This is a genomic window from Rhodococcus huquni (genome assembly GCF_055231055.1).
Genome location: NZ_JBUYWE010000001.1, coordinates 362,566 through 382,206 on the forward strand (window position 1 = coordinate 362,566; position 19,641 = coordinate 382,206).

General features: G+C 64.7%; 17 protein-coding genes. 11 read left to right on the plus strand and 6 right to left on the minus strand.

Translation table 11 applies throughout. The annotated features are described in order from the left end of the window. The first annotated feature begins 79 nt into the window (after positions 1–79). The 6 genes from yajC to ACZI8R_RS01790 all read left to right on the plus strand — a co-directional run bounded on the left by yajC (position 80) and on the right by ACZI8R_RS01790 (position 8,211). Positions 80–472, plus strand: coding sequence for a preprotein translocase subunit YajC (gene yajC / locus ACZI8R_RS01765; protein ID WP_463377827.1), 393 nt, complete (start codon positions 80–82; stop codon positions 470–472). Between the two features lie 121 nt (positions 473–593). Next, positions 594–2,270 carry a protein translocase subunit SecD gene (gene secD / locus ACZI8R_RS01770; protein WP_463377828.1) on the plus strand — a complete coding sequence of 559 codons (1,677 nt, stop codon included), beginning with the start codon at positions 594–596 and terminating at the stop codon, positions 2,268–2,270. Next, complete coding sequence (gene secF / locus ACZI8R_RS01775) at positions 2,267–3,490, plus strand: protein translocase subunit SecF (RefSeq protein ID WP_463377829.1); 1,224 nt, start codon at positions 2,267–2,269, stop codon at positions 3,488–3,490. Before secD ends, secF begins: the two co-directional genes overlap by 4 nt. 3 nt (positions 3,491–3,493) lie before the next feature. Next, positions 3,494–5,251: an ABC transporter substrate-binding protein gene (locus ACZI8R_RS01780; protein ID WP_463377830.1), complete on the plus strand. Its 1,758-nt coding sequence runs from the start codon at positions 3,494–3,496 to the stop codon at positions 5,249–5,251. Continuing rightward, on the plus strand, positions 5,248–5,787 hold the full coding sequence (locus tag ACZI8R_RS01785) for an adenine phosphoribosyltransferase (protein WP_463377831.1): 540 nt from the start codon (positions 5,248–5,250) through the stop codon (positions 5,785–5,787). Before ACZI8R_RS01780 ends, ACZI8R_RS01785 begins: the two co-directional genes overlap by 4 nt. Before the next feature lie 48 nt (positions 5,788–5,835). Then, on the plus strand, positions 5,836–8,211 hold the full coding sequence (locus ACZI8R_RS01790) for a RelA/SpoT family protein (protein WP_463377832.1): 2,376 nt from the start codon (positions 5,836–5,838) through the stop codon (positions 8,209–8,211). Positions 8,212–8,283: 72 nt separating this feature from the next. Here the strand turns inward: ACZI8R_RS01790 and ACZI8R_RS01795 are convergent, their stop codons facing one another. Both ACZI8R_RS01795 and ACZI8R_RS01800 read right to left on the minus strand, forming a co-directional pair. After that, positions 8,284–9,078 carry a peptidylprolyl isomerase gene (locus ACZI8R_RS01795; protein WP_463377833.1) on the minus strand — a complete coding sequence of 265 codons (795 nt, stop codon included), beginning with the start codon at positions 9,076–9,078 and terminating at the stop codon, positions 8,284–8,286. Next, positions 9,078–9,932 (minus strand): peptidylprolyl isomerase, encoded by an 855-nt coding sequence (locus tag ACZI8R_RS01800; protein WP_463377834.1) that lies wholly within the window; start codon positions 9,930–9,932, stop codon positions 9,078–9,080. Before ACZI8R_RS01800 ends, ACZI8R_RS01795 begins: the two co-directional genes overlap by 1 nt. A gap of 161 nt (positions 9,933–10,093) precedes the next feature. Between ACZI8R_RS01800 and ACZI8R_RS01805 the strand changes: the two genes are divergently transcribed. From ACZI8R_RS01805 to ACZI8R_RS01815, 3 genes are read left to right on the plus strand one after another with little or no spacing between them, the layout of a single operon-like run. Next, entirely contained in the window at positions 10,094–10,783 is a 690-nt protein-coding gene (locus ACZI8R_RS01805; protein ID WP_463377835.1) for an MBL fold metallo-hydrolase, read from the plus strand. 6 nt (positions 10,784–10,789) lie between these two features. Continuing rightward, positions 10,790–12,061 carry a histidine--tRNA ligase gene (gene hisS / locus ACZI8R_RS01810; RefSeq protein WP_463377836.1) on the plus strand — a complete coding sequence of 424 codons (1,272 nt, stop codon included), beginning with the start codon at positions 10,790–10,792 and terminating at the stop codon, positions 12,059–12,061. Then, positions 12,054–12,683 (plus strand): hypothetical protein, encoded by a 630-nt coding sequence (locus ACZI8R_RS01815; protein WP_463377837.1) that lies wholly within the window; start codon positions 12,054–12,056, stop codon positions 12,681–12,683. The genes hisS and ACZI8R_RS01815 overlap by 8 nt, the downstream gene beginning before the upstream one ends. Positions 12,684–12,730: 47 nt before the next feature. On the opposite strand, the gene ACZI8R_RS01820 is transcribed toward ACZI8R_RS01815, so the two are convergent. From ACZI8R_RS01820 to ACZI8R_RS01830, 3 genes are all read right to left on the minus strand, one after another. Then, positions 12,731–14,146, minus strand: a complete 1,416-nt coding sequence (locus ACZI8R_RS01820; RefSeq protein ID WP_463377838.1) for a hypothetical protein — start codon at positions 14,144–14,146, stop codon at positions 12,731–12,733. Beyond that, positions 14,143–14,472: a type VII secretion target gene (locus ACZI8R_RS01825; protein WP_463377839.1), complete on the minus strand. Its 330-nt coding sequence runs from the start codon at positions 14,470–14,472 to the stop codon at positions 14,143–14,145. Before ACZI8R_RS01825 ends, ACZI8R_RS01820 begins: the two co-directional genes overlap by 4 nt. A gap of 122 nt (positions 14,473–14,594) precedes the next feature. Further along, complete coding sequence (locus tag ACZI8R_RS01830) at positions 14,595–15,110, minus strand: hypothetical protein (RefSeq protein WP_463377840.1); 516 nt, start codon at positions 15,108–15,110, stop codon at positions 14,595–14,597. Positions 15,111–15,617: 507 nt separating this feature from the next. Here ACZI8R_RS01830 and ACZI8R_RS01835 point away from each other — a divergent pair. Then, entirely contained in the window at positions 15,618–16,643 is a 1,026-nt protein-coding gene (locus tag ACZI8R_RS01835) for an Rv2578c family radical SAM protein (protein WP_463377841.1), read from the plus strand. A 12-nt stretch (positions 16,644–16,655) separates the two neighbouring features. Here ACZI8R_RS01835 and ypfJ read toward each other — a convergent pair whose 3' ends face one another. Continuing rightward, a complete protein-coding gene (gene ypfJ / locus ACZI8R_RS01840; RefSeq protein WP_463377842.1) occupies positions 16,656–17,579 on the minus strand; it encodes a KPN_02809 family neutral zinc metallopeptidase in 924 nt (307 codons plus the stop codon). A gap of 144 nt (positions 17,580–17,723) precedes the next feature. Between ypfJ and aspS the strand changes: the two genes are divergently transcribed. Continuing rightward, complete coding sequence (gene aspS, locus ACZI8R_RS01845) at positions 17,724–19,583, plus strand: aspartate--tRNA ligase (protein ID WP_463377843.1); 1,860 nt, start codon at positions 17,724–17,726, stop codon at positions 19,581–19,583. Positions 19,584–19,641 lie beyond the last annotated feature (58 nt).

Sequence of the window (19,641 nt, forward strand, 5' to 3'; positions counted from 1 at the left end):
GCACACTGGTGTACTGCGTCGGTCCATCCGGGATCAGCGCCGAGCCGAACCCTGCAACTCTCCCGAGGTTGACTTTCAGATGGATTTTCTCTTTCCGCTCCTGATCCTTGCACTGCTGGTGCCCATGTTCCTGGGTATGCGCCGACAGAAGAAGGCCATGGCCGCGGCCACTGCACTGCAGGACTCGCTGCAGGTCGGAGACCGGATTCTGACCACCGCAGGTCTGCACGGAACGGTGGCGGGCCTCACCGACACCACCATGGATCTCGAGATCGCGCCGGGCGTCGTGACCACTTGGTCACGGGCCGTTGTGCGTGAGCAGATCGTCGACGAGGACAACGCCGACGAGGATCGAGCCGGCGACACTGCGAGCGGCGAGCGCGCCGACTACACGGAAACGTCGATCGTCGAGGAGACCGGGTCGTCGGTTGTGGAGCACGGTGCGGAAGGCTCGCGCTCGACCAAGGAATGATCCACGTACGTTCGGACACGCGTTCGGCGTGATCGACCGCGCCTAGCGGCAACACGCTGCCTGCCGGTGGACGTACCAGCAATTACCTTCGAATCGTCAGTACCGAGGAGACATAGAGATCGTGGCACCTTCCACCGGATCGGTGCATCCCGCCCGGTACCTCACCGTTTTCGCGGTGCTGGTCGCGGCGTTGTATGCCCTGGTGTTCTTCACTGGAGACAAGTCCCCGACGCCGAAACTCGGCATCGACCTGCAAGGTGGAACGCGAGTCACACTGACCGCGCGCACACCGGACGGCAGTGCGCCCTCACAGGACAGTCTTCGTCAGGCTCAGGAAATTATCGAGACGCGTGTGAACGGTCTCGGTGTGTCGGGTTCCGAGGTCGTCATCGACGGCGACAACCTCGTGATCACGGTGCCCGGCGACGACAGTGCGCAGGCACGGTCGCTCGGTCAGACCGCCCGGCTGTACGTCCGGCCCGTGGTGACCACCCAACCGGTCGGCGGCGGCGCACCGGCACCCGGACAGGCCCCGGCCGGCGGATCGCCCGCGCCGGCAGCTCCGGCGGAGCAGCCCGCTCCCGAACCCCAGAACAGTCCGTTCCCGGCACAGGATCCCAGTTCGCCCGAGAACCCCGCTCCGGCGCAGGAGGAACAACCCGCCGAAGCCTTCGACGAGAATCCGGATGCGTCGGACGAGATCGAGCAAGCCCGCGCGCTGCGACAGAGCACCGATCCAGCGGTCCAGCAGCAGGCACTGGCCTCTATGGACTGTTCGGTCCCCGATCCGCTGCGCGGTAACGACGATCCGGCATTGCCGCTCGTCGCATGTGACACCGAGGGGCAGGCTGTGTATCTGCTTGCTCCCTCGATCATCGACGGCCAGCAGATCGCGGACGCATCGTCCGGATACAACAGTCAGTCGTCCCGGCACGAGGTGAGCCTCGAATTCGATTCCGCGGGTGGCGACACTTGGGCGAAGTTCACCAGTGAGAACATCGGTAAGCAGGCCGCTTTCACACTCGACTCGAAGGTCGTCAGCGCACCTCAGGTGCAGGGAGCGACCCCTGCCGGTAGCGCAACGTCCATCACCGGGTCCTTCAACGCGGACTCGGCGAAGGAGCTCGCCAACACGCTGAAGTACGGCTCGCTGCCGCTGTCGTTCGCCTCCTCCGAGGCGGAGACCGTGTCGGCCACCCTGGGTCTCGCGTCGCTCGAGGCGGGCCTCATCGCCGGCGCCGTCGGACTGATCCTCGTATTGATCTACTGCCTCGTCTACTACCGGATGCTCGGAGTGCTGACGGCGTTGTCGCTCGTGCTCTCCGGTATCGCGGTGTACGCGATCATGGTTCTGCTCGGTCGCTACATCAGCTTCACTCTCGACCTTGCCGGTATCGCGGGTCTGATCATCGGTATCGGTATGACAGCGGACTCGTTCGTCGTGTTCTTCGAGAGAATCAAGGACGAGATGCGTGAGGGCCGAAGTTTCCGTTCGGCCGTTCCTCGAGGTTGGGCACGCGCCCGCCGCACCATCCTGTCCGGTAACGCGGTGAGCTTCATCGCTGCCGCAGTTCTCTACGTACTGGCAGTCGGTCAGGTTCGCGGATTCGCGTTCACCCTGGGTCTCACGACCATTCTCGACGTCGTCGTCGTGTTCCTGGTGACCTGGCCGCTGGTGCACCTCGCTTCCCGGTCGGCTTTCTGGTCCAAGCCAGGAGTCAACGGGTTGGGGGCAGTGCAACAGATTGCCAAGGAACGCAAGGTTGCCGCTGCGTCGGCGAAGGAGTCACGAGCATGAGTGAACCGACCAACAGCACTTCCGAGTACGAGGTGAAGTCGAGCGTCTCGGACTCCGGCGTCGACCAGAAATCCATGCCCAAGCACGGTCTGCTTTCCCGCCTGTACACAGGAACGGGTGCATTCCAGGTCGTGGGGCGCCGACGTTTCTATTACACCCTCACCGGGGTCATCGTTCTGATCGCGATCCTCAGCATCGCCATTCGTGGCTTCACCCTCGGTATCGATTTCGAGGGTGGTTCACGTGTGCAGTTCCCGGCCGCCGGAGACGTGGATACCGCCCAGGTCGAATCCACCTACTCGGACGCGCTCGGGATGGAATCCGAGGCGGTCCAGGTGGTCGGTAGCGGATCGTCGGCGACCGTGCAGATCCGCTCAGAGACCCTCGACGCCAACCAGATCGTCGCGCTGCAGGATGCGCTTTTCGATCAGTTCCAGCCGAAGGACAGCAACGGCAACCCCAGCAAGAACGCCATCAGTGTCGCGGATGTGAGTGAGACGTGGGGCGGTCAGATCACCAACAAGGCACTGATCGCGTTGCTGGTCTTCCTCGTGATCGTCAGTGTGTACATCGCTGTCCGATTCGAACGGGACATGGCGATCGCTGCGATCGTCGCCCTGTTCTTCGACATGATCGTCACCGCAGGCGTGTATTCGCTGGTCGGCTTCGAGGTCACGCCGGCAACAGTCATCGGCTTCCTGACAATTCTGGGATTCTCGCTCTACGACTCGGTCGTGGTGTTCGACAAGGTCGAGGAGAACACGCGCGGAATCCTTCACCTGAACCGGCGTACGTACGCGGAGCAGGCCAACCTTGCGGTGAATCAGACCTTGATGCGGTCGATCAACACCACGGTGATCTCGGTCCTTCCAGTCATCGCGCTGATGGTCGTGGCGGTCTGGATGCTCGGGGTAGGAACACTCAAGGACCTCGCGCTCGTCCAGTTGGTGGGCATCATCGTCGGCGCCTACTCGTCGATCTTCTTCGCGACGCCGTTGCTCGTGTCCCTCAAGGAACGCTGGGGCCCGGTTGCGGCGCACACCCGCAAGGTTCTTGCGAAACGCGAGGCGGCAACATCGCGCGGAGCAGAGCGCACCCCGGTAGCGTCGAGTGGCCCGCGGATCGGATCCGATTCGGGTTCGGCACCGGCGCGGTCCGCTTCGGGCGCGCCGACCCCAGGTTCGCGTCCCACCGGAAAGCGTCACAAGAGAAGGCACTGACATATGCCCGAATCGCAGGTCCGCTCGTCTTCAGATATCGGCCGTGTCGCTCGTCGCCGGAGTGGAGGATTGGTCACGGCGGCGGGTCTCGCGGTCACTGCGCTGGTCGCAGGACTGATGACATCGTGTTCTTCCGAAGGTGAGCAGATTCCCTCCATCGGGTACGCGATCGACAACACCGTGACGACGTACAACGCAGGGACGGTCGACGGTGCGGCTTCGGGCGCCCGACAGGCCTTCGGTCGGGTGCTGCCCGGATTCACGTTCACCGGACCCGAAGGTGGGCCGGTTGCCGATTCCGACATCGGTAGTGCCGATCCTGTCCCCGGTGACTCCCTGACGGTCGCGTACACGATCAACCAGTCGGCCGTGTACTCCGACGGTGTTCCTGTGACCTGCGACGACCTGGTGCTGGCATGGGCAGCGAACAGTGGCCGATTCACCGGAGACGGCGGCCCCCTCTTCGATTCTGCGAGCACGGCGGGATACTCCGATATCCAGAGCATCGATTGCCGACCGGGAGCAAAGGATGCCCGAGTGGTGTTCGAACCGGGTCGGACGTTCTCGGACTGGCGGTCGTTGTTCGGTGCGACGGCGCTCATGCCTTCGCACGTGATTCAGACGGCCACCGGTGCGAACGTCGTCGACGCCGTACAGAACTCGGATACCGACGCGATGCAACGTATTGCCGAGTTCTGGAACACGGGGTGGAACCTGACGCCCGGTGAGGTCGATACCGCGCTGTTCCCGGCCTCCGGTCCGTACAAGATCGAGTCCTACACCGAAGACGACGGTCTGGTGCTCGTGGCGAACGATCAGTGGTGGGGAAACAAGCCGGCGACCTCGAGAATCGTGGTGTGGCCCAAGTCGGACGACTTGACTTCTCGGGTCGGCGACGGCGACGTCCAGGTTGTGGATGTCGCTGCGGGTTCGGTCGACGATCTGAATCTCGAAGGCTTCGAGGAAGTCGAGTTGGCGTCGCGAAATCTCGAGCAGTTCGTGCTCTCGACCAAGGGCGAATTCGAGTCGGAGGCAGCGAGGCGGGCTTTCGCTGCGTGCCTTCCGCGTGAGCAGCTGGCCTTCGATTTCGGATCACCGAGCGATCCCGAGGCGCAGCCGGTCGGTGTCGAGGGTCCCGTCGACACGCGCTTCACGGCGCCCGACACGTTGATCTATCCGCAGGTGGCTGCCACAGCGGGCGGACGATTCCGCCAGCCGAATTCGGAGGCCGTCGGTGCAGCGCTGTCGGAGGCAGGGACGGAGAACCTGACGGTGCGCGTCGGTTACCTCGGGCCGGATGCCCGAAGGTCGGCGATCGTGTCGGCCGCTGCGGCTGCGTGTGGCCCGATGGGAATCACCGTCGAGGATGCCGGTTCACCGGACTTTCGTCCTGCCGCCCTGCGTGACGGTCAGGTCGATGCCGTCCTGGGTGGGACTGCATCGGTGCAGGGGGCTGGTGGAACTGCTACCTCCACCACCGCGGCGTATGCGCTGCGGGCCGGGATCGGGTCCAATTTCGGAGGGTACGACAACGGCCGCATCAATCAGATCATCGACCAGTTGGCTGTCGACCCGGGAACCGGGACCCAGCTGACGCTCTCGACCGAAGCCGAGAACATTCTGTGGAACCAGGTGCCGACCGTGCCGCTGTTCGAACAGGTGCGAATCAACGCCTTCGACACGGGTATGAGTGTGGTTCAGGCCAACGGAACTCGTTCGGGTGCCGGTTGGAACATGGACAGATGGGTGTTGCGCGGATGACCGAACGCGTCGACGAGTCCGCAATCGACTCCGTTCGGCGGCTCACCCGGTGGGCCGAGGACTTCCCCGAACCTGGTGTCAGCTTCGCCGATCTCACACCGGTATTCGCGGATGCCGACGCATTTCGAGTCGTAGTGGACGAACTGTCCGCGGTAGCGCCAGACGCCGACACGATCGCAGCAGTGGACGCCCGTGGGTTTCTCCTCGGTGGGGGAGTCGGGCTGACTCTCGGCGCCGGGGTCGTCGCGGTTCGGAAGTCCGGGAAACTGCCACCGCCTGTGCTGTCCGAGTCTTATCAGCTCGAATACGGCGCGTCGACGCTGGAAATACCGGCCGATGCCATCGACCTGACCGGACGGCGAGTGCTCGTCGTCGACGACGTGCTGGCAACCGGGGGAACGTTGGAAGCAACTGCGCGTCTCGTGGAGGCGGCGGGCGCCGAAGTGGTGGCGGTGTGCGTAGTGCTCGAAATCGAGGCGCTCGGCGGACGCCGGAGGCTCGAAAAGTATCCGCTGTCGTCCGTGCTCAGGGTGTGAGTATTACTGTTGAACCCGGAATCATCGGTTGTTCGAGGAGGTGACGGTATGACGCAGAATCCGGTCTCTCGGAATCCGGGGTCCCAGAGTTCGGTGTCGGAGAACCCTGCTCCACAGGAGACGCCGGCGCCATCCGAAGGTTCGTCGCCGAGCAAGCCCACCGCTGGTGTGCCCACTTCCGCCTCGCGGCGGGTCCGTGCGAGGCTCGCCCGTCGTATCACCGGTCAACGGAACACGACGATTCGTCCGGTGCTCGAACCACTGGTCAGCCTGCACCGGGAGCTGTACCCCAAGGCGGATCTCGCGCTTCTGCAGCGCGCCTACGACGTCGCCGAGGAACGTCATGCCAGTCAGCGCCGCAAGTCGGGCGACCCGTACATCACCCACCCGCTTGCGGTGGCGAGCATTCTCGCCGAGTTGGGCATGGACACCACCACACTGGTGGCGGCGCTTCTGCACGACACGGTCGAGGACACCGGGTATTCCCTCGAACAACTGACGAGTGAGTTCGGTGACGAGGTCGCGCACCTCGTGGACGGGGTGACGAAGCTCGACAAGGTCGTGCTCGGCAACGCCGCCGAGGGCGAAACCATCCGCAAGATGATCATCGCGATGGCGCGTGATCCTCGCGTACTCGTGATCAAGGTCGCCGACCGGCTCCACAACATGCGGACCATGCGCTTCCTGCCACCGGAAAAGCAGGCGCGGAAGGCCCGCGAGACTCTCGAAGTGATTGCCCCGCTTGCACATCGGCTGGGAATGGCCACGGTGAAGTGGGAACTGGAAGACCTCTCGTTCGCGATTCTCCACCCGAAGAAGTACGACGAGATCGTGCGTCTGGTCGCCGATCGGGCTCCGTCGCGAGACACGTACCTGGCGAAGGTGCGCGCCGAAATCAACGCAACGCTGAACGCCTCGCGGATCGATGCACTTGTCGAGGGTCGCCCGAAGCACTACTGGTCGATCTATCAGAAGATGATCGTGAAGGGCCGAGACTTCGACGACATCCACGATCTGGTCGGCGTAAGGATTCTCTGCGACGAAGTGCGGGACTGTTATGCCGCGGTGGGCGTCGTGCACTCCTTGTGGCAGCCGATGGCGGGTCGCTTCAAGGACTACATCGCCCAGCCTCGATACGGCGTGTACCAGTCGCTGCACACCACGGTCGTCGGTCCGGAAGGGAAGCCGCTCGAGGTGCAGATCCGCACCCACGAGATGCATCGCACCGCCGAGTTCGGCATCGCGGCGCACTGGCGGTACAAGGAGACCAAGGGTCGGCATTCCAGTGATGTCGCCGAGGTCGACGACATGGCGTGGATGCGGCAACTGCTCGATTGGCAGCGTGAGGCGGCAGATCCCGGGGAGTTCCTCGAATCACTGCGCTACGACCTCGCGGTCAAGGAGATCTTCGTATTCACCCCCAAGGGTGACGTCGTCACTCTGCCTGCCGGATCGACTCCCGTGGACTTCGCGTACGCGGTCCACACGGAAGTCGGCCACCGGTGCATCGGTGCGCGGGTCAACGGGCGGCTCGTCGCGTTGGAACGCAAACTCGACAACGGCGAGGTCGTCGAGGTCTTCACCTCCAAAGCGGTCAACGCGGGTCCCAGTCGTGACTGGCAGACGTTCGTCGTGTCACCGCGCGCGAAGACCAAGATCCGTCAGTGGTTCGCCAAGGAACGTCGTGAAGAGGCCCTGGAGAACGGAAAAGACGCGATAGCAAAGGAAGTCCGTCGAGTCGGGCTGCCGTTGCAACGTCTCATGAGTGCTGAATCGGTCGCGGCGATCTCGCACGAACTGCGGTACGCGGATGTGTCGGCTCTCTACGCCGCGGTAGGGGAAAGTCACGTTTCCGCTCAGCACGTCGTGCAGCGACTCGTTGCGCACCTCGGCGGTGTGGGTGACGTCGAGGAGGAGTTGGCCGAGCGGTCCACCCCCTCGACCATTCCGATGCGGCCGCGCACCACGGGAGACGCCGGGGTGCTCGTCCCGGGAGCAGCGGGCACGGTCGCGAAACTCGCGAAGTGTTGCACGCCGGTTCCGGGCGACGAGATCATGGGCTTCGTGACGCGGGGCGGTGCGGTGAGCGTGCACCGCACCGACTGTACGAATGCAGAGTCGCTGCAGGAACAGTCGGAGCGCATCATCGACGTCGAGTGGGCGCCGTCTCCGTCTTCGGTGTTCCTCGTCGCGATCCAGATCGAGGCACTCGATCGTCATCGGTTGTTGTCCGACGTGACGAAGGTGCTCGCCGACGAGAAGGTGAACATTCTGTCCGCGTCGGTGACGACCTCGGGTGATCGGGTCGCCGTCAGCAAGTTCACATTCGAGATGGGTGATCCCAAGCATCTCGGTCACGTTCTCAACGTGGTGCGCAATGTCGAGGGAGTCTACGACGTGTATCGAGTCACCTCGGCTGCGTGACCCGAAGCGCACCGAGCATACGAAAACAGCTGCCCCCGACCGAAGTCGGGGGCAGCTGTTCTACGTCGAGAGTCAGGCGACGGTCGCGGTCTCGATCTGGACCGCAGTGTTGGGCTTTCCGCCACCGGCCGGCATCGAGCCGTCGTCACCGTCTGCGGCGACCTTCTCGATGGTCGCGAGGCCGTCCTCGGAGATGGTGCCGAAGACCGTGTACGTGGGCGGCAGGACGGAATCCTCGTACACCAGGAAGAACTGGCTGCCGTTGCTGCCGGGCTGGCCGGTGTTGGCCATCGCGATGGTGCCGCGCGGGTACACCATCGGCTCCTGCAAGGCGGGATCACCTGGCGCAAAGGCAGTCTCGGGGTACTCGGTGGCGTACTGGTAGCCCGGTCCGCCCGAACCACTTCCGGTCGGATCGCCGCACTGCAGAACCTGTAGACCCTGGCTGGTCACCAGTCGGTGGCACGGCGTGTCGTCGAAATAGCCCTGCTCTGCGAGACCGGCGACGCTGTTGACGGTGCAGGGAGCCTGATCGCGGGACAACTCCATGCCGATCGGCCCGGCGCTGGTGCTCAGGTCGACGTTCACCGTGCCCTGGCCGGGAACGTTCTCGGCCGACGGCGGGGTGACGTCCTTTGCTGCGGGCTGGCCCGGCTGGTACGCGCAGGAGACCGACTCGGCTCCGGCGGGGACCGCGGGGAGGGCGGCGAACTGCGAAGTGTCGATCGGCGCCTCCTCTGCGGCGGAGGAGGCAGCGCTCGATGCCGGGCTCGAGGACGTGGCCTCGGAGCTCCCGGAATCGTCCGAACAGGCGGTGAGCGCGAGTGCCAAGCTGATGCCGGCGACCAGCAGTGGGGTGCGTTTCATCAGTCCATCCTCACAGAGGTGATGTCGATCGGAAGATTGGGCTTGCCGCCGCCGGCCTGGATGGATCCGTCGTCGCCCCCGGCAGCGACCTTCTCGAGGGTCGCGAGCCCGGTGTCGTCGATGGTGCCGAACGAGGTGTACTGCGGCGGGAGCTGCGAATCTCCGTACACCAGGAAGAACTGGCTGCCGTTGCTGCCGGGCTGGCCGCTGTTGGCCATGGCGATCGTGCCGCGCGGGTACGTGACGGGCTGCTGTCCCGCCGGATCCTCGGGGGAGTACTGATCGGTGGGGAACTCGTTGTCGAAGCCGTAACCGGGTCCGCCCGTTCCACTGCCCGTCGGATCGCCGCACTGCAGCACCTTCAGGCCTTCGGTGACCAGTCGGTGGCACGGCGTGTTGTCGAAGTACCCCTGGCCGGTCAGGCTCAGGAAGCTGTTGACCGTGCACGGTGAGTCGGCGTTGTCGAGGGTGAGACCGATGTTGCCCTGGGTGGTCTCCATGCTGACGCTGACGTCTTCGACGGTGGTGTCGATGCCCTCGGTGCGTGGCGGATCGACCTGCTTGGCTGCGGGTTCCTGAGCGGCCGGGTAGGAGCAGTTCACCTTGTCGGGCAGTGGCTCGGACCGGCCGGCGGGCATGACCCCTGCCTCGGGAGCGGCTGTCGTGGCGGTGTCGGAGTCGTCGCCCTGGGTGACGCTGAATGCGATCGCGCCGATGGCAACGACGACAACGACGCCCACCACGGCTCCTGCGATGGCCAACTGCTTTCGCTTGCGCGCCCGCTGTGCGCGGTTTTCGAGTTGGCGCTCGAGTTTCCGTTTGGCAGCTTCCCTGCGTTGCTCGTTGCTCGGCACAGCGTGGTCCTCCCGTGATGGTTCGATGTACTTGTGCGGGCCGCGCCCACCCCCGGCGCATTCGGCATTCGAGTCTGCCACCCCAACCTGAGAAGATGCTGCGGGGGCGGCAGCATAGGCTGTATCGACCGTAGAGAAACCACCAACTAGGAGCGACACTGGTGCTCGTCACAGGATTTCCGGCCGGGATGTTTCAGACGAACTGTTACATCCTCGCATTACCGAACACCACCGAATGCGTGGTTGTCGACCCCGGCCAGGATGCGACGGAACCGCTGGTGGAATTCCTGACGCAATCGAATCTGACGCCTGTTGCCGTTCTCCTCACGCATGGCCATCTCGACCATGTGTGGTCGGTGAAGCCGGTATGCGACAAGTACGGAGTGCCGGCATACATCCACCCGGAGGATCGATACATGCTGTCCGATCCTGGGCGGGGGATCGGTCCGCAGATGAAGCAGCTCATCGACGGAATCGAGTTCTCCGAGCCGGACACGGTGGTGGAGCTGTCCGACGGGGACGTACTCGAGCATGCGGGCATGACGTTCACCGTGATTCATACCCCCGGCCATACCGGTGGCTCGGTGGTGTTCCAGACGGTCGCCGAGACCGAAGACGGACCGCTGGACGTCGCCTTGACCGGCGACACGCTCTTTCAGGGCTCGGTCGGGCGCTCGGACCTCCCCGGCGGCAACCATCAGCAATTGCTCGACTCGATCGCCGAGAAATTGCTTCCGTTGCCCGACGCGACGGCCGTCCTGCCCGGTCACGGTGGGTCGACCTCCATCGGCGCCGAGCGCCAGTCGAATCCGTTTCTGCTCGACATGCAGAGCGCGAACAAGGGAAACTAGACGATCGTGAGTAAAGCCAGCGCCTTTTCCGCCCCCAAGGGCGTACCCGATTACCTGCCGCCGCAGTCGGTCGAATTCGTTGCGGTCCGTGACGGATTGACCCGGGCTGCACGGCTGGCCGGCTACGGACATATCGAGCTGCCGATCTTCGAGGACACCGGACTGTTCGCCCGCGGTGTCGGTGAGTCGACGGACGTCGTCAGCAAAGAGATGTACACCTTCGCGGATCGGGGCGACAGGTCCGTCACGCTGCGTCCCGAGGGCACTGCGGGTGTGATGCGAGCGGTGATCGAACACGGTCTCGATCGGGGGCAACTCCCGGTCAAGCTCAGCTACAACGGACCGTTCTTCCGTTACGAGCGTCCGCAGGCCGGTCGCTACCGCCAGCTTCAGCAGGTGGGCGTCGAGGCGATCGGTGTCGACGATCCGGCGCTCGATGCCGAGGTGATCGCCATTGCCGACGCGGGCTTCCGTGGTCTGGGCCTCGACGGCTTCCGCCTGGAGATCACCTCGCTGGGTGACGACACGTGCCGTCCGCAGTACCGCGAGAAGCTTCAGAAGTTCCTGTTCGCCCTTCCGCTGGACGAGGACACGCGGCGACGTGCAGAGATCAATCCGCTGCGCGTCCTGGACGACAAGCGCCCGGCCGTACGTGAGATGACGGCAGATGCACCGTTGATGCTCGATCATCTCTCCGACTCGGCGAAGGCTCACTTCGACGAGGTACTTGCACATCTCGACGCTCTCGGTGTTCCCTACGTGGTGAATCCGCGGATGGTGCGGGGGCTCGACTACTACACCAAAACGACGTTCGAGTTCGTCCACGACGGTCTCGGTGCACAGTCCGGTATCGGTGGTGGCGGACGATACGACGGTCTGATGGCTCAACTCGGCGGGCAGGAGCTGTCGGGTATCGGGTTCGGCCTGGGCGTCGACCGGACCATTCTCGCGCTGGCTGCCGAAGGTAAGTCGGCTTCGACGCCTGCGCGGTGCGAGGTGTACGGCGTGCCGCTGGGATCCGAGGCCAAGGCGAAGCTCGTGGTGATCGCCAAGCAACTGCGGGACGCCGGTATTCGGGTGGACCTTGCATACGGCGACCGCAGCGCGAAGGCGGGAATGAAGCTCGCCGACCGTTCGGGGGCGCAGGTGGCGTTGATGCTGGGGGAGCGCGAACTCGCCGAGGGATCGATCGTCCTGAAGAACCTCGGAAACGGTGAGCAGGAAACGCGGGCGCTCGCCGATGTGGTCGCCGACGTGAAGGCCATCGTCGGTGTCTGACGGAGAACCTCGGGTCTCTCTCGACCTGGTACCGATCTCGCTGATCGCTCCGCGTCTGAAGAAGGTGGCGGCGGGCGCGGTCGCACTGGGGCTGGTCGTCGGAGTCGTCGTCGCGCTGTTCACCAGCGTAGGGATCGGCGTCGCTGTATTCGTTGTGGTGGCTGTTCCGACCGCCACCACGGCCCTGGTCGCACTGCGGCGAGGAATTTCGCTGGACGGCAACGTGATCCGATCGACCGGAGGATTGCGGGAGCGGCACGTGGACGTGAGCTCTGCCGTGGGCGCCGAGATTCTCGTTCGCTCCGGTCGAGTCAGTGAAGTGAGCGTGCGCGTGACGACGCCTGCGGCAGCGGTCGCCGTGCCTGTTGCGCTGTACACCGAGGACGGCGGACGAGAGCTCGAGATCCTCGGACTGCGTGGCCTGGCAGATGCATTGTCGCGCAGTGAATCCGTTGCGGCCGTGGCGATCGCGTCGGTGCTCATCGACCAGTTGCGCGCCGAAGCTCGTGGCGCAGGACTGCCGGAGCGCCCGCTCTATCGGGCTGTTGCACTGGTCAAGTCGACCGGCCGTTCACCCCGAACCACGCTCACCGATCACGAGGTGTCAGAGCTCTCGACATGACGAACGCGGTGCGCCCATAGGTCGCACCGCGTTCGTCACGGCTTTGTTCAGTTGGGTGCGGAGAACGGATCCTCGTCGAGGTCTTCGCCACCGATGACCGAGGGTGCAACCATCGGCAGGTCGCTGACGAACGCATTCTTGTCGACGGCGTTGACGAGGTAACTCGGTGTACTGCGGCCCGATTCGTCGTCGCCGCCACCGCGGGCGCCGGCACCCATTGCGCCCATGCCACCCATTCCGCCCATAGGTGCGCCGCCGGGCGTGGATGCTGAAGCCCCACCACTGCCGCCACCGGGCGCAGCCGGAGCGGCTGAACCGGGTGTGGGTGCAGGGGGAGCGGCGATTCCGGGGGTGCGCGCAGCGGCACCGCCGCCTGCAGCTGCCGCGCCGCCGCCGGCCATCATGCCGCCGACGCCACCAGCCATAGCGGCACCGCCGCCGCCACCGCCGCCGCCGCCGGAGCCGAGATGGGCAGTCGACGAGGGAGAAGTTCTTGCGGCCGAATCGGAGCCGCCCGGAAGGTCGCCGGAGATGCCGGCCGCCTGAGTGCTTGCGGTCGCCATTTCACCGATGCCCTCGGTCACGGTGGACATCATCGGCTGGCCGACGTTCTCGATGACGCTACTGGCGATGGAGAACGGGGAAGTGCCTGCAGCTGCGCCGCCGCCGGCCGGTGCGGGCGGGACGGGTACCTCGGAGGCAAGTCCGTTCATCGTCAGCGTCTGTTCGTTGAGCTCGGTCCGCGTGTTGGTCACGACGCCGATCGCGGCCTTCATGTGTTCGGCCGCCGATGCGAGAAGCATGGCCTGCCCGGGTGGCGTGAGAATCATCGGTGCGGCCGCGGTCGCGGTGGCGGCGAACGACTCCGAAATGGTGGCCAGATTGGCGTTGCCACGAGCGACCGATGCGGCTGCCGTCTGGGTCGTGGTCGAAATGTTCTGGCCGCGTTCGCTGAGTTCGGCGCCGGATGTCTGTGCCTGTTGGCCCTGCGCCTGCGCCTGCTGGGCGGCGTCGCTCTGCCACACCTGGTCGAGAACCTTCAGACCGCTCATGCTCATCGACATGGCCTGATCGATCATTCCGGAGGAAGCGCTCAGGATCGACGTCGGATCGAACCCGCCGAGTGAACCGGTTCCGAACGATCCCGCGAGATCGGCGAGGGGCTTGAACAACTCGTCGATTCCGGGCAGACCGGGAAGTGGCTGACCCTGCAGGATCGCGTCGATCGGGTTGGGCGGCAGCGGCGGCAACGAGGGCAGCGGCGGCAGTTCCGGCAATTGCGGGAACTCTCCACCAGCAGGCGCGGCGCCGTCCACCGGCGTGTTCAAAAGCGGGCCGAGTGGCGAACTCTGAAGTGCTTCCATGGGAGTGGCCGGCAACGGCGCGTTGAGCACCTCGGCGGCCGGGCCGCCCTGAAGGAGATCCATGACCGTTTGCGGGGGAGTGGAATTCGGGTCGCTCATACCTCTCCTCCCAGTCCCTGACCGACCGTTCCGAGCGCGGAGCCCGTGCTCGAATCGGTGGAGTCGTAGGACTCGGCAGCGGTGTGCGCGGCGACCGCAGTCTGTGCGTAGTGATTCGCCAGTTCGGCAACGGACTTGGCATGAGTGGTTTGCGCGTTCGCGAAGGACGCGAGGAAGTCGGCGCCGATCGGGCCGAGAACCGGTGCGAGTGCTGCAAGGTTGGCAGCGAGATCGATCGCCCCCGCGCTGCCGACCTGCTCCGCAGCCTGCGCCGCTGTGTTGCCGTAGTTCCGAATGCCGTCGGTGACGACGAATAGTTCGCTCAAGTTGACCCCCCAAGGTGGTAAGCGTTCGGAAGGACTTTATCGCACCGCTTCTCAATCGGTACGCGAGTACCGCACGGCGTGCCGCGGTGGTCGAAAGGGGCGACAGCGATGGTGTGTTCGGGCTACTGATGCCTCATGGGTGCCAGCCCGACACAGTCGAACGCGATTCGTTCGGACCCACTGTCGACGGCTGGTCGCGAATGGGTCGTCTCCGAGTAGCGAACCCCTCCTCCTGCTCGAACTCGGATCAACACACCTGTCGACACGATGCGCCCGTAGGTTTCCTGCGCAAGGCTCGGGTAGACGTCGCGCATGTGTCGATCCCACTCGAGACAGCCCGTCACTGAAAGCTTTCCTTCGTGAAACCAACTCGGAGGATCCGATACGAGTGCATTGACCAGACCGGACTCGAGGTGAAGTGAATACTGCGAGTGGCCCGTCGGTACGGCCGTTGCCGACAGATCCCGTGACGTGATCTCGTCTGGCAACCAGTCGTCGAAGACCCATTCCGTGGTCGCCCGAACCAGTGCCCCGACCCGTAAGTCCTCGTATCCGGGTTCACGATCCACAAGCATGTAGATCATTGCGCGAGTCAGCTCTGCGTACTCGGCCTCACTGCTCAACGCCAGTCCCGGCACGGAGGTTCTTGAATCGTTGCGGGTGTATCCAGTGGCAAAGCTGACCGGTTCGTTCTCGAAACCGAACCAATTGACACGAATGTGTTGGGGACTTGAATCGAAGATGCGTCCAGGATGGCCTGAATGAAGGATGTGGTCGGACTTCGGGGCATAGTCGACTGGAGTGGCGGGCCCCTCGTACAGGACGGGCTGACCTGCCACGATTAATTTGGCGGGGAGTGGCTTTCGACTGGCACGCACATCTCTATTGTTCCTGGAAATTTCCAGACGGTGAGGTATTAGCGCCGCGCAGTTCGTGGGGTCCAACATTTCGTTGTGGCGCTGGAGGGGATGTCGAGGACCGCGTGACCCCGGCCGATCAGTAATGGGTCAGATGGCGACATCGAGTCCGGGGCGTATTCGAGGGCCAAGAACCGGTCGAATCGCTGTCGCGAGACCGCGAACCCATACAAGTCGGAAGCGGGTCTCGCGGTTGACAGCCGTTAGAACACATGTTCGCATTGGGGTATGCGATGGAACGGGCAGACGTTAGGCGTCGACGACGGTGCGCTGCCCGGATACGACCGCTCGAAGTTCGTCGAGACGATCCGCACTCCGGACTTCGACGGCGTCACCTTTCACGAAGTCCTCTGCAAGAGCGCTCTCAATGAAGTCCCGGACGGGGCGGCGCTGCCGTTCCGATACACGGTCAACACGTTTCGCGGCTGCTCGCACGCTTGCAAGTACTGCTTCGCTCGGCCTACCCACGAATACCTCGATCTCGATGCGGGAGCAGATTTCGACAAGGAAATCGTCGTCAAGACCAATGTGGCTGCCGTATTGAGGAAGGAGCTCGGGCGCAGGTCGTGGCGACGCGAACACGTCGCGCTCGGCACCAACACCGACCCGTATCAACGGGCCGAGGGTCGATACCGACTGATGCCCGGCGTGATTCGGGCACTGGTCGACACCCGTACGCCCTTTTCCATCCTCACCAAGGGGACTCTTCTGCGGCGCGACCTGCCGTTGCTCGCTCTGGCGGCGCAGCATGTTCCCGTGAGCATCGGGATCTCGCTCGCGGTGCACGACGAAGACCTACGGAAGTCGGTCGAGCCGGGCGTACCGTCCACGCGGGCGCGGCTCGATCTGATCCGGGCGGTGGTGGATGCCGGCCTGCCGTGCAACGTGATGGTCGCACCGGTCATCCCGTTCCTCACAGATTCCGAACGCCACCTGGACGGACTCCTCGGTGCCATTGCGGATGCCGACGGCGGCTCGGTGACGGCCTTTCCGATGCATCTGCGGGGGAGTACCAAGGGGTGGTTTCTCAGCTGGCTGGCAGAAGAGCATCCGGCCCTGATCCGGCAGTACCGCCAGCTCTACGGCCGGGGCGCCTACGTGAGTCCCGAATACAAGGCGTGGCTGAAGCGACGAGTCGATCCGTTGATCGAGCGGCATGGTCTCGGCCATGAGTCGCATCGACCGGAGCCGGAGCCCGCGAACGAGCCAGAACAGATGAGCTCGCCGCGTGGGGACCTTCTCACGCTCTTCTGAGGTCTGCCGGTCTCAGCGCAGTGCAGGCGGATTGTCCAGGTCGCGAGCCGAATACGTGTTGCATGCGTCGACCTGACCCGTCCGGTATCCGGTGAGGAACCAACTCTGGCGCTGTTCCGAGGAGCCGTGCGTCCACCCCTCGGGATTCACGGAGCCACCCGCGGACTGCTGGATGCGGTCGTCTCCCACCGCCGATGCCGCCGAGAGGGCGTCACGGATGTCCTGCTCGGTGAGTGGCTGCAGGATCGGTTCGCCTCCGCCCGGCCCGGGGGTCTTGTCCGCATAGTGCGCCCAGATGCCCGCGTAACAGTCGGCTTGCAGTTCGGTACGCACCGCGTCCGACTCAGCGCCTTGCGGGTCGGCCTGCGCACGGCCGATGTCGCCGAGTTGGTTCTGGATGTGGTGGCCGACCTCGTGGGCGACGACGTACTCCTGGGCCAATGGTCCGCCACTCGACCCGTACTGGTCGACGAGAAGCTGGAAGAAGCTGGTGTCGAAGTAGCCGGTGGAATCGGCGGGACAGTAGAACGGCCCCACTTCGCTCGTGGCATTGCCGCACCCCGTGGCGACAGATCCGGAGAACAAGGTGATGCCCGGCTCGACGTAGTCGGTGCCGGTCTGGGTGGGCAACTCCTGCCCCCACACCGCATCGAGACTCTCCGCGGTGAATGCCACCCGACAATTGACGTCACGGTTGGCGTCGGCACCGGTCTGGCATCCCTCCAAGCTGGAGCCACCGGACTGACCGGAGTACTCCGTGTTGCCGCTGACACCACCGAGCAGGCTGCCCGGATCTCCGCCGAAAAGCAGTGCAAGCACGAGCACGACCAAGCCGCCGGCGCCGCCGCCCATCGCGAGCCTGCCGCCTCCTCCGCCGCGTCCACCCCCGACCGAAACCCGGCCTGGATCCATCTGGGCACCCTCGTTGAAGGTCATGGCAGGTCGCTTTCTCCTCGGTGAACCGAACGCTGGTTGCTCGAGCTTTCCACAAGAACCGGGTGCGCGTTTCCACTCTGACCATGTGTCTCCGTAGGATCGCAGCCAACAAAGTTGCTTGCTTTATGTTTCGAAAGGAATCTCGTGCTGCGCACACATCTCGCCGGTTCTCTGAGGCCCGAGCATGCCGAGCAATCCGTCACCCTGACCGGGTGGGTTGCCAGGCGCCGCGATCACGGCGGAGTGGTGTTCATCGACCTCCGTGATGCCTCCGGGGTCTCGCAGGTCGTGTTCCGCGAGGGTGCGGCAGCCGAGCAAGCTCACCGTCTCCGCGCCGAGTACTGCGTGAAGGTGACGGGACTCGTCGAGGTTCGCCCGCAGGGCAACCGCAACTTCGAGATCCCAACCGGTGCGATCGAGGTCAACGCCACCGAGCTCGAGGTCCTGAACGAGAGCGCGCCGCTTCCGTTCCAGCTCGACGATCAGGCCGGCGAAGAGGCACGCCTCAAGTACCGCTACCTGGACCTGCGCCGCGAGGGCCCCGGCCAGACGATCCGGTTGCGCTCCAAGGTGAACGCGGCCGCACGCGGAGTGTTGGCTCAGCACGAGTTCATCGAGGTCGAAACTCCGACGCTCACCCGTTCCACCCCTGAGGGCGCACGCGACTTCCTGGTGCCTGCCCGCCTGCAGCCAGGCAGTTTCTACGCGCTCCCGCAGAGCCCTCAGCTGTTCAAGCAGCTGCTGATGGTCGGCGGCATCGAGCGGTACTACCAGATCGCGCGCTGCTACCGCGACGAAGACTTCCGTGCAGACCGTCAGCCCGAGTTCACCCAGCTCGACATCGAGATGAGCTTCGTCAGCCAGGACGACGTGATCCTGCTGGCCGAGGAGATCCTCGCCTCGCTGTGGCGCCTCGTCGGCCACGAGATCACCGAACCGATTCCGCGCATGACCTACGCCGAGGCGATGCGTCGCTACGGCTCGGACAAGCCCGACCTTCGCTTCGACATCGAACTCGTCGAGTGCACCGAGTACTTCGCAGAGACCCCGTTCCGTGTGTTCCGTGCGCCGTACGTCGGTGCCGTCGTCATGCCCGGCGGTGGGAGCCAGCCTCGCCGTCAGCTCGACGCCTGGCAGGAATGGGCGAAGCAGCGCGGGGCGAAGGGACTTGCCTACGTCCTCGTCGGGGACGACGGCGAGCTGGCCGGCCCGGTCGCCAAGAACCTGTCCGACGACGAGCGTGCGGGGCTCGCCGCCCACGTCGGTGCGAAGCCCGGCGACTGCATCTTCTTCGCCGCCGGTCCGACGAAGGCGATGCGTGCTCTCCTGGGTGCTGCCCGCGGTGAGATCGCCCGTAAGCAAGGGCTGATCGACGAGAACGCGTGGGCCTTCCTCTGGGTCGTCGACGCGCCGATGTTCGAGCCCACCGCGGATGCCACCGCCAGCGGCGACGTCGCCCTCGGCTACAGCGCCTGGACGGCCGTGCACCACGCCTTCACCTCGCCGAAGCCCGAGTCGATGGACACCTTCGACAGCGATCCGGGTTCGGCGCTCGCCTACGCCTACGACATCGTCTGCAACGGAAACGAGATCGGCGGCGGAAGTATCCGTATCCACCGCAAGGACGTGCAGGAGCGCGTGTTCTCCGTCATGGGCATCTCCGAGGACGAAGCTCAGGAGAAGTTCGGCTTCCTCCTCGATGCGTTCGCATTCGGTGCGCCGCCGCACGGCGGCATCGCATTCGGGTGGGACCGGATCACCGCCCTGCTCGCCGGGGTGGATTCGATCCGTGAGGTGATCGCCTTCCCGAAGTCCGGTGGTGGCGTGGACCCACTGACCGACGCGCCGGCTCCGATCACGAAGCAGCAACGCAAGGAATCCGGAATCGATGCCAAGCCGGTACGAAAGGACGACTCGGCGGCCGCGCCTTCGGGGGATGCTGGAACGACCGAGGTCGGAGAGGTAGCCGAGCCGAACGATGTGGGGGACTCCACATCCCGTTGATGCCGTGAGACGACCCGGAGTCCGCAACGCGGCGAGGGAAGGTCGATGACGTGCGTCA